The organism is Cupriavidus sp. WS, assembly GCF_000395345.1.
Taxonomy (GTDB): Bacteria; Pseudomonadota; Gammaproteobacteria; order Burkholderiales; family Burkholderiaceae; genus Cupriavidus; species Cupriavidus basilensis_B.
In genome coordinates this window covers 1-9,041 of sequence record NZ_AQPL01000573.1, presented here as the reverse complement: position 1 = coordinate 9,041, position 9,041 = coordinate 1, and the positions used below count along the sequence as shown (strand labels likewise).

Here is a 9,041-nt window from a genome sequence, read left to right as displayed (position 1 = left end):
GCTTGCCCTGAAGCCCACGATGCCGATGCAGTCGGCCCGGCGCGTGTTCGGATGGACTAGTCGGATGGAAGAACCTCGCCATCAACGAGCCAAAAAGCGCGGACCACGAGCGGTTCGTGAAGGCGCTGTGCAAGAGCTTCTGCGGCTGCGGGTGTTGAAGCCAAACTAAACCGGCCTGCTTTGTTCGACAGGCCCCGCCAGTCCGGTCGCGATCGCAGGCACGTGAGTTCGTGTGGCCAAGACGAGGCTGGCGGACTCGCCTACGTTAGTCAGTAGGAAGAATAGTGGTAGTCGGGCGGGAAAGACGACGACAAGGGTCCTCGACCCAAATTCGCCGTCGTCACAAAAATTGCGGAAGAACCACTCTTATTACACTTCACGGGATTCAGAGCCTGGTGATGAGGCAGGATGAAGGTTTTGCCACATGGATATTCACAGGCACGGTGCGCGGCAAGGTCTTTTCCGTCCAGGGCAGCTCCCATCTTCGCTTCGGCGCGGATGGGCGCGTCAACATGCATTGCGACTACTGGGACGCCGCCGCGCTGTGGCGCCAGTTGCCGCTGATTGGCGCACCGGTTCGTTGGCTGCAACGGCGCTTTTCCGCGCCAACGCCCTGATGAAGGTCCGCATGCCATGGCGTGCCGCAGGACTGGCGCAACGCTCCGGCAGATTGAAGACCTCCGGACACTTCGAGTCGGATGACCCGGCGATCCAGGCCGCGGCGTGCTGTCGGCCCTGATCGACGCGGTAACCGTGCGCCTTAGCTCGATCGAAAAGAAGCCTCGATACAGCGAAAACGCGCTACGCAGCCAAACGGCATACTTCATCGCCAACGCCGGGAAGGCTGCGGAGTTACTTGCGATGATGCACAGGAGCGCGGGGCCATTCAATGTATCGGCGGGACGATTCCGAGTCTTTCCGCCAGCATCCGCTCGTACACTCCGAAGTGCAGGTCCACCTCGGCCTGGCTGACTACCATGACCTCCATGTTGATCCGATCGGGCTTCAGGCCAAACAGGGTGGCCAGTGCCACGTCAAGCTGCAGGGCAGCATCTTTGTCATTCGGAAACGTCGTGCCAATACTGATCGTATAAGCGCTTTCACCGACCGCTGTGACCTCGAGCAGGCGCGCAGCGGCGCTTAGGTTGTGCTCAATGGCGATTCGCGCAACCTCCGCCACGCTGCGCGTCTTTTCGGTGGGGAAGCCACGCACGCATCGAAGGCACACGCGATGCTTTCCCAGCGTGATCCAGTCGGAATCGAATTCCATGAAGAATCTCCCTACGTGATATTTGTCCAGGAAAACGTCATTGGATGTCGATCTTGCGGACCGACGGTGCCGGCGTGCCGGTCTTCGGCAAGCGCAGCGTCAGAACGCCTTGTGTGAATCTGGCCTCGACGTTGTCCAGGTCGAGTCCGTCCGGCAGCGGAATGCTGCGCATGAAGGCGCCATATGCGCGCTCCAACCGATAGCATCCGCTTTCGTCGGTCCGGACATCCTGCTTCTTTTCACCCCGCAGTACCAGCGCGCCATCCTCAATGCTGATCTGCACCGCCTCGCGCTCCATGCCCGGCAATTCGGCGGTGATCCGCAGCGCCGCGCCGTCCTCGACGACATCGATCCGTGGCTGGAAGCGTGACGAGCTGAAGTCGCCAAACCACCGGTCGAGGCCGCTGAAGTTAGCGAAGGGCTCGTGCAGGAAGTCGCCCATGGCACGCCACGGGTCGCCGGAGAAGATCCGCGAGACGTCCGGCCATTCCGGCAGCCGATGCCGGAGCGGGACGGCACCGGAAGATTCGTTCGCGGCGGGCTTCTCATCCGTTGTCTTCCGCAGGAATTTGAAGGGGTTCCACTTCAGTTCCGTTTTCATGTCATGCTCCCGATTGTCGATGGCAATCGTTGAAGCGGCGGGCGTCATACGCCACGGCGCACGGCGCCTGACGGGGCGCCCTTGGCGGGCGCCGTTCTCTCCTAAAGGTCCTACGGTCCTACGCTACATTGATGGCAATGCGCCGCGGACGTGCTTCCTCGCGGCGCGGGATGGTCAGCTTCAGCACGCCATCCTGCAGTTGTGCGCCGATCTGCGTGGAGTCCAGATCCGGACTCAATGAGAACGCGCGCGCAAAGTGCGGCCGGTGGATCTCCGCGTGCTGCGCGCGCAGTCCGGACGGTGTCGGCACGACGGCTTCCGCCTCGATGTGCAGGTTGCCGTCGTGGACGCTCACCTGCAGCTTGTCGCGGGTCACGCCCGGCAGGTCGGCCCAGAGCGTGACACCGCCGCTATCCTCGACGATGTCCACCGCCGGCAGCAGCGTGACGGTCGGCGCCGCCTTTTCCTGTTGGCGTTGCGCCATCGCGCTCTGGTTGCGTGCGACGACTTGGTTCGTATCGCTCATGGCAATCTCCCTTGCGCTATTGGATAGTGATCGCGCGCGGCTTCGAGGCCTCGCGTTTGCCCACGCTGATCGACAGGCAGCCGTTGGCATAGTGCGCCTGTACCTTGTCGGGATCGGCGCCCTCGGGGAGCTCAATCACCCGCCGGAAGGTGCCGACGAAACGCTCCTGCGCATAAAGCCGGGCTTCCGAAGTGCCATCCGGACAGACGGACTGCCGCTCGCCACTGATTGTCAGGAGACCCTTGTCGATCGAGACTTCTAGGTTTTCCTGCTTCACCCCGGGCGCAAACGCGACGATCTCGATGGAGTCGTCCGTCGCCCCGATGTTGATCGCTGGAAAGGCGCCGAAGCGTCCCGAGCGGATGCTGGAAGGGAAGCCGCCGAACAGGGCCGTCATCTGCTTTTGCAGGCGATCGAGGTCACTGAACAGGTCGGTTCCGAAGAATGCGTCACTCATGGTCGTATCCTCCTTCGATGCAGCAAGGAAGGGATGGACGACACGCGCTCCGATTCACCTGCCTAGCTGCCGGCAAACAAAAAGAAACACGCAGCGCTGCGACGCGACTGCCTGAGCAAGAATAAAATAGTAACGGGCTCGTGTTATTTCAAGTGTCACAAGAGGAACTTTTTCGCCATCTTCGGGAAGCTCTGTTCATTGCCCCAATTCGTCACGACAAGCCGCCCGCGACCCATAGCACGTCAAAGATGCGGCCGGTGCTCTCCCTCACCTCGACCGACTCCGGCAGCTCAATGAAGCTTCCCAACCCCGAATTGCATCCTTACTCCCCTCACACCTCCAGGCAGCATTTCTTGTACTTCTTTCCGCTTCCGCACGGGCAGGGGTCATTCCTTCCGGTCTTTGGCCCAGCGGTACGGGGGCGCGTCGCTTCCTGATGATTGGACAGCTCCAGCAGCCGCTGAAAGAATTCTCCTCTCTTGGGTGCAGTTTCGCGTTCGGTGCGCAAGCCAAGCGCGATCTCGATGTCCTCCAGATCGCCAACGCAGTCGAGATCGACACAATCCTTGGCAAATGCCTCCCGGATCAGGTCGATGGACTCCACCGCGTTTAAATCGAGCAGCACGGACACAATCTCCGTGTTGAGAGTCTGCTCGTTGTCCTCGAAGGACCGGAGAAGGGTCATCAGTATCTGCAGGCATCGCCCACGCTGCTCGGGGTGGACGGACGCGACCTCCCCCATTGCCCTGCATGCACCACCCCTGGCATAACTCCCGTTGTGACCATCCGCCGCGAATGGCGCGAGCACATCAACCGACCGACCGCCCATCTGGCCGAAGACGCACGGCAATTCGGTAGCGATCCAATCGTCAAAGTCATCGTCAATGCGACGCAACAGCGAAACCAAGGCGGGCAGGGCTTCGGTCGCTTTGAGTGCCCCGAGAATTCTCCAGGCATGCACGGGGGCGAATGGCACAAGCCCGTACCCAGTGTGTAGCGCGTCGTCAGCGACGACAGCAATCAACTCAGGGATGTGGCGGTTGTCAAGGCCGAGTTTTGTATATCCCTTCCACGTTTCGGGTCTCCCGTCTACCTCCTCGAAGAATTGGCCCAGGGTAAGAAGCTGGCTGACAGGGTATGAATATGAGGTGTTCATTTGCGTAGGATCAGTAGGTGGGCTGGTTCGACTACCCAGTCAAGAAGCGGTGGCGCCCCGCGCTCACGAATGGCAGCAACTTCGACACCGCTCCGACTGATGGCGAAATGGCACCACGCCAAAGACGCCTTGAAGACTGGGGGCCGCTCCGCTTGTCGTCCCTGCCGTCTGCTCGTTCGATCATTGCCGCGGCGGTTCCTGGACCTCCGTTCCGCTGTCCAGAATTCTAAGGAACTCGGTATAAGCGAACACCCGGCCGCGTTGCTTCCCAGTGATTTCCTTCACGACCTCCAGTTTCTCCAGTGACTCGAACGCTTTGTTGACGGTCGGGGCGCTGAGTCCCGTCTTCTGCTGCGCTTGGGCGGCATTGAGGAACGGGTGGGTCCGGAGCAATTCGTGGATCCGCAGCATGGAATTGATCTGTTCGCCGCTCGCGGAGATGCGTTCCCTGTCGGCCTGGAAGAGGGAAACGATACGCATCGCACTTTCATGGGCGTTGTTGGCTGTTTCGGCGACGCCGGTGAGGAAGAACTCTGTCCAGACTTCCCAGTCTCCGCGCAGCCGGACGTCTTGAAGCAGGCGGTAGTACTGCTCTCGGTGCGTCTTCAGGTAGAGGCTGAGATACAACAGTGGTTCTTGGAGGACCTTCTTTTCAACCAGAAACAGGGCGATCAACAGCCGGCCGAGGCGGCCATTGCCATCCAGAAACGGATGAATCGATTCAAATTGCACATGCAGAAATCCGGCCTTGATGAGCGGTGGGATCTGGGCTGAGTCGTCCTGCAAAAAGCGTTCGAGGTCACTGAGGCACGTCTGCATTTCATTGACCGGGGGCGGCACGTAATGGGCGTTCCCCGGCCGGGTCCCGCCGAGCCAGTTTTGCGAGCGTCGGAACTCGCCGGGATTCTTGGCTTCTCCTCGGCCTTTCTGCAGCAGGCGGGCATGCATGTCCCGAAGCAAACGCAGGCAGAGCGGCAGCCCTTTCGGATCACGCAGGACGCTAAGCCCGTACATCATCGCATCGACGTAGTTCGAGACCTCGGTGATGTCGTCGAGCGGCTTCCCGGCCAGCGCCGCGTTCTCATACTGCAGCAGATCATCGAGCGTCGATTGCGTTCCCTCGATCTGCGATGACAACACCGCTTCCTTGCGGACATACATGTAGAGGAACAACGCCTTGTCCGGCAGCAGCATCGCCACGCCGTCGAGACGGCCGATGGCTCGGTCCGCCTCACTCAGTCGCTGGAGCAGTTGTGGCGCGAGCGTCAACGGTGGCTCAGGCGGCAGCGGCGGCGGGACGTAGGCATTCACGGTCTCGTCGAAGGCCACGGTCGATACGTAGCGGCCGATTCTTGGGTTCGGCGGTTCGGGGGCCGGGGCAGTGTCGTCTGTCGGCATTGGGCTTTGCTAGTAAAAGTTGCTTAACGAGTGATACGCATTAATAAACTTCTTTGCCGATAATTTTACTTACGAGCTTGCGCATAGACAGCAAATCACTTCCCCGAGACAGAAAATGGCCTCCAAGGCCGGTCGATAGGTAGCGGCCCCGTCTTGGGCCGACGCGTCGTCGTAGGACGGGAGCTTCGCCTAGGTAAGGACTACTTAACTACCGTCACACACTAATTAAATATTATGCCATAAATTTTACTTAAAATCAGGCCGCCCCGACAAGGCCCGCGCACGTGCTGAGCCCAGCCGCGAACGGGCGACGCCTAACCTGGCGACCGGGACGTGCGCTGCTTGTGGCGTGGGGCCCGGATGGAAAGGAGCAGAGTCAGGAACGCGCCGGTACCATGATGCGGTTAAGGCAAGTTACGCAAGCCGGAGAACCCGGTCGGTGCCTGGGGTGGGCCCACGAACCACGGCAGGAATGAGCGGGATCGCGTTGCTCCCGAAGCTTGCGACAGTGGGGATGGTCACCCAGCAGAGATCGGTCCTTGCCACGCGTAAGACAAAGGAAAGTTGGGTCTTCCACACTTTGTATGTCGGGCCCGGCGGCAAGCTCGGTCGCTTCAACCCCGACTGGCGCCCATTTGTAGGACCGTTTCACCGAGATCTGGGGAGCGGCAGGCGTTCACCATGGGATGCCGGACGGCGACATGGTTTTAGCCGGAGATTTTTTTAGTTTCACGAATGTGAAACTACTCGGCCGGACGAAATGATCTTTTGCGCCTGCCAGGCGCATAAAGTCTGGGATTGAATTGAGGGTACTCACACCGGCAACCCGTGCCCCCTTCCGCTAACAGTGTGCTCCTTACGATGCCCAATACCGTCGCGGGGACCAGTTTTGTTGGAAGCGCCCGCCCATCGATGACGATCAAGAGCGTGCTGGCCCTGCAGCCGTGGTCGCGGCTGCGACCCCTCCCTGCCCAGGGACTGCACGCACTCGTCCACGCTGAGATCGTGCAGCGCTTCGCGCGGCAGTGCTTCGTCCGCTGATCGCGACAGCACTTCCAGCGCGGGGGGCTTCAATCGCACCAGCAGCAGACGTCGGCCACGGGCCGCGGCGCCGGCGGCGAACGCGTGCAGCGCCTCAATCGTCGAACCGTCGAGGTCTGGAGACTCCTCGAGACTGAAGATCAACGTATGCACGGCGCCCGGCCCTGCATCGGCCAGATGCCGCACCTGCGCAAGGATGCGCTCGACATTGGCAAAGAATATCGGTGCTTCGGGCCGCACGATCAGCACGCCTGGAAGCGTCTTGGCTTCGGGGTGCGTGGTGACGTCCACGTAGTCGTGGCTGCTGCCAAGGCGTCCCAACTGGCTGACGTTCGGCTCCGAGAAATTGCGCAGCGTGATCAGCAGACTCACCCCGATTCCCGCCAGCAGACCGTCCAGGACACCAAGCAGCAGCACGGCCACGCACGCCGCCACAACCAGTAGCCGGTCCCGCCGCCACGCCCAATAGGGACGGAACACGCTCAGGCGCAGTGTATGGCTGACCGCGTAGGCCACAATCGCGGCCAGCACCGGCTCGGGGGTCAAGGCTAGCTGCGGCAACAACAGCGCGACGATCACGGCGACAACTACCGCCGCGCACCAGCCAGCCAGGCGCGACCGTGCGCCGGCCGCTTCATTGGCGGAAGTCGCCGAGTAGCCCGCGCCCACGGGCATGCCGTGCAGCATACCCGAACCCAGATTGGCCAGGCCCAGCGCAACGAGATCCCGATCCGCCGAGGTCTTGTCACCATGCTTGAGCGCGAAACTGCGGATCGAACCATACGACTCCGCATACAAAATCAGGACCAGCGCAAACGCCAGCTCGCCAAGCCGCAGCCACTCCGTGCGAGGCAGGTCAGGGATATCGAACGAGACGTCGGCCAGATCGATCGTGCCGACCTGGCTGATGCCGTAGAGGTGCATATCCACCCCGTGGGCGAGCACAATGCCGAGCACGATAACGACCAGCGGGCCGGGCACGTTCTTCCAGCGCGACATCGCGAACAGCAACAGCAGCACGACCAGCGCAGCGATCAGCCCATTCACGTTCCAGACCGCTACCTCCTGGATCAGCTGGTACGTGAATCGCGGCAGATCGCCATGGGTCGGATGCACGCCCGCCACGCTTGCCACCTGCTTCAGGATGATGGTGATGGCCAGCCCAAACGTGAAACCGCGCAGCACCGGCTTGGCAATGAATTCGGTAATGCCGCCGAGCCGGGCGAGGCCAGCCAATACAAGAAAGAAGCCGCTCAGAATCACCAGTCCGGCTGCCAGCAGCAGCCGTTGTCCCAGATCGCCACCGGCCATCGACACCGTGATGGCGGCCAGCACGGCGGCCGAAGACGATGTTGCCGACACCACGGCGAAGCGGCTGGTCCCCAGCAGGCCGTAGACCACCAGACCGATCAGCAAGCCGATCAGACCGGCCTGCGGCGGACGTGAACTGTAGTAATGTTGGGTCTTCCGCAATTTGTGTGACGACGGCAAACTCGCGTGGAGGACCTTGTCGCGTTTTTCCCGCCCCACTACCCGCCATTCCTCTTTCTGATTAACGTGGGCGAGCCCGCCAACCTCTTCCCGGACACACGAACTCACGCGCCTGCGATGGCGACCGGACTAGCGGGTGCAGCAGTACGAGCAGGCCGCCATTTAGTTCGGCTTCAACACGCGCAGCCGCAGAAGTTCGATATTCGCGCGACCATACATTTGCCGCTTGAGAAGCTTGAGCCGGTTGACATGCCCCTCGGTCTGGCCATTGCTCCATGGCAGCGTGAAAGCCGCCCGCACAGCCGGTAAGTCGGCGCGCAGACTTTGCGCGAACCCACGCATTTCCGCAGCGTCGCAGCACGACAGACGTTTCAACCATCGATCGAAATGTCGCCCACTTCGCCGATGCATGAGTCCGAGAAACTCCCGCGCGAGGCTACGCACCTCGCTGACCACGGGTTCGATCTTGCACAGCGCCTGCACGAACTGATCGTGGTCCGCGCTCTTTGGCTCCTCGACGGCGAGCTTTCTCCATCCGACAAGCCATCCAAACACGCGCCGGGCCGACGGGCACGGCATCGTACGCACGGGTACTTGGACAAGCGGTGCCTTGCCCTGCGGAAAGAGAAGGCGGGCGACGCAACTCTGCACGCAGGCGGGACTGCCCTTATAGCCGCGCTGCTTGAGTTCTCGCACAATCAGATCAGGAAAGCGACAGCCCTGGGCGATTCGTTCCTCGATATAGTCGCGATAGGGATCCAAAGGCGCAGGACCCCGAGCCCAGGGCGTGCGCTCGGGGAATGCCCCCGCGTGGACGAACTTCTGCACGGTTGCTTTGCTGATCGAGAGTTCGCGCGCGATTCCTTTGAGCGTGCCGCCCTGGGCGCGCAGTGCCACCGCCCGCTCGTAGAGCGCCACCCGCGTGGCGCGTCGCTGATCGCTCAGGCGCTGCCATGACCGGAGTGAGTTGTGGCTCAGCACCCCCTGCCGGCCTTGGGTCACGCTACCGACCTCGATTTGCTGCGCGGCTTGGCGCAGTTGTGGCCCGAGTCGGTAAAGGAGCCTCTCGACGTTGTAGCGCAGGTTGCTCAGCAGATGCCA

9 protein-coding genes are annotated in these 9,041 nt (G+C 61.5%); 1 reads left to right on the top strand and 8 read right to left on the bottom strand.

Annotation, left to right across the window (positions count from 1 at the left end):
• The first annotated feature begins 398 nt into the window (after positions 1 to 398).
• Complete coding sequence (locus tag K206_RS43415) at positions 399 to 617, top strand: hypothetical protein (RefSeq protein ID WP_155888403.1); 219 nt, start codon at positions 399 to 401, stop codon at positions 615 to 617.
• Positions 618 to 886: 269 nt separating this feature from the next.
• Here K206_RS43415 and K206_RS0134810 read toward each other — a convergent pair whose 3' ends face one another.
• The 8 genes from K206_RS0134810 to K206_RS0134770 all read right to left on the bottom strand — a co-directional run.
• Entirely contained in the window at positions 887 to 1,270 is a 384-nt protein-coding gene (locus tag K206_RS0134810; RefSeq protein WP_020206886.1) for a hypothetical protein, read from the bottom strand.
• 37 nt (positions 1,271 to 1,307) lie between these two features.
• On the bottom strand, positions 1,308 to 1,871 hold the full coding sequence (locus tag K206_RS0134805; RefSeq protein ID WP_029044428.1) for an Hsp20/alpha crystallin family protein: 564 nt from the start codon (positions 1,869 to 1,871) through the stop codon (positions 1,308 to 1,310).
• A 118-nt stretch (positions 1,872 to 1,989) separates the two neighbouring features.
• Complete coding sequence (locus tag K206_RS0134800) at positions 1,990 to 2,397, bottom strand: Hsp20/alpha crystallin family protein (protein WP_020206884.1); 408 nt, start codon at positions 2,395 to 2,397, stop codon at positions 1,990 to 1,992.
• Positions 2,398 to 2,413: 16 nt separating this feature from the next.
• The gene (locus K206_RS0134795; RefSeq protein WP_020206883.1) at positions 2,414 to 2,854 is read right to left on the bottom strand and encodes an Hsp20/alpha crystallin family protein; all 441 of its coding nucleotides are present in this window, start codon (positions 2,852 to 2,854) and stop codon (positions 2,414 to 2,416) included.
• A gap of 331 nt (positions 2,855 to 3,185) precedes the next feature.
• Positions 3,186 to 4,010, bottom strand: a complete 825-nt coding sequence (locus tag K206_RS0134785) for an SEC-C metal-binding domain-containing protein (RefSeq protein ID WP_020206881.1) — start codon at positions 4,008 to 4,010, stop codon at positions 3,186 to 3,188.
• A gap of 180 nt (positions 4,011 to 4,190) precedes the next feature.
• Positions 4,191 to 5,408, bottom strand: a complete 1,218-nt coding sequence (locus K206_RS0134780) for a Fic family protein (RefSeq protein ID WP_020424029.1) — start codon at positions 5,406 to 5,408, stop codon at positions 4,191 to 4,193.
• Between the two features lie 813 nt (positions 5,409 to 6,221).
• Positions 6,222 to 7,940, bottom strand: a complete 1,719-nt coding sequence (locus tag K206_RS0134775) for a SulP family inorganic anion transporter (protein ID WP_369796945.1) — start codon at positions 7,938 to 7,940, stop codon at positions 6,222 to 6,224.
• A gap of 162 nt (positions 7,941 to 8,102) precedes the next feature.
• On the bottom strand, positions 8,103 to 9,041 hold a 939-nt coding region (locus tag K206_RS0134770), incomplete at its 5' end, for a transposase (RefSeq protein WP_020206878.1).